General features: G+C 70.2%; 1 pseudogene. It reads right to left on the bottom strand.

The features are described 5' to 3' along the window. Positions 1-60: 60 nt before the first annotated feature. Positions 61-1,198, bottom strand: a pseudogene (locus U874_RS15575) (hypothetical protein); the annotation flags it as partial.

Raw genomic sequence — 1,198 nt, 5'->3', positions numbered from 1 at the left:
CGGGCCACACGCATATCTCGGGTCTGCGACGGGTGTGCGGGCCGCGCCCGCGCCCGCGCCCTACTTCGCCATGCGCCGCCCGGTCGAGCGAGCCACGACCGTCGCTCCTCCCCCGAGGAACAGCGCGGCAGCCGCGACCGCGACCGGCAGGGAAGCCCCTGCGCTGCCCGTGGACGCCAACTCGGACGGGTGGCCCCCGGCTTGAGCGCTCCGCTCGGCGGCTGTACTGTTCGGCAGCACCGTGCCCTGCGACGGAGCCGTGGTCGTCTGAGGCACGACGGACAGTTCGGCGGCCCGACTGGTCGCAGACCCGGCACTGTTCACGGCAACCGCACGATAGCGGAAGCCGTGGTTCGCTTCGGAGCCGACGACCGTGAGGCTCTGCCCATCTGGATCCGGTGTCTCCGATGGGTCTTCCCAGCTGGCGCCGCCGTCGCGGGAGACCTGCCAGGAGACCGCCGGAGTCGGCATCCCGGTGGTCGTGACCGAGAACTTCGCCGTGTCGCCGGCGCGTACCGAGCTGCTCCGGGGATCGGTGATCGTCGGTGCGATCTGCGTGGGGTCATAGGTGAAGCGGGAGCTCACAGGCGTGCGGGCAACGCCGTTCACCGTCCAGAACACCAGAACCTCGACCACGCCGGCGGTGTGCGCCGGGGCGGCGACTGACCACGTACCGTCTCCGTTGTCGCGGAGCTCCGTGCCCGGGACTCCGTCGAACGTGATCTCTGTTACCTGGGCAGGGCTCAGGCGAACCAGCGTCGGCGTCGCGCGACTCATATGCGTACCGTCCCCCAGTTGCCCGGAAGAGTTCGCGCCCCACACATAGGCGTTGCCGTCAGCCCCCAGCGCAACAGTGTGATCGGTGCCGGTCGACACCTGTGTGAAGGCCACCCCCGCCGGCGCGGCCACCTGTACCGGCGTCCACTTGTCCTCGGACGAACCGTCCCCCAGCTGCCCAGCGCTGTTGTTCCCCCACGCGTACGTGTGTCCGTCCGACCCCAGCGCAACGGAGTGAGAAGTACCGGCCGAGACCTGCGTGAAGATGATCCCCGCGGGCGCGAGGACCTGCACGGGCGTCTCCCGGTGCGTGTCCGTGCCGTCTCCCAGCGCTCCGGCGAAGTTGGCCCCCCAGGCGTACGTATTCCCGTCAGACCCCAGCGCCAGCGAGCGTATGGTGCCGGCCGAGACCTGCGTGAAG

The sequence above is a fragment of the Leucobacter sp. PH1c genome (genome assembly GCF_000633415.1).
Classification (GTDB): Bacteria; Actinomycetota; Actinomycetes; order Actinomycetales; family Microbacteriaceae; genus Leucobacter.
The sequence above is the reverse complement of the archived record's forward strand: the minus strand, read 5'-3'. Positions and strand labels throughout refer to the sequence as shown.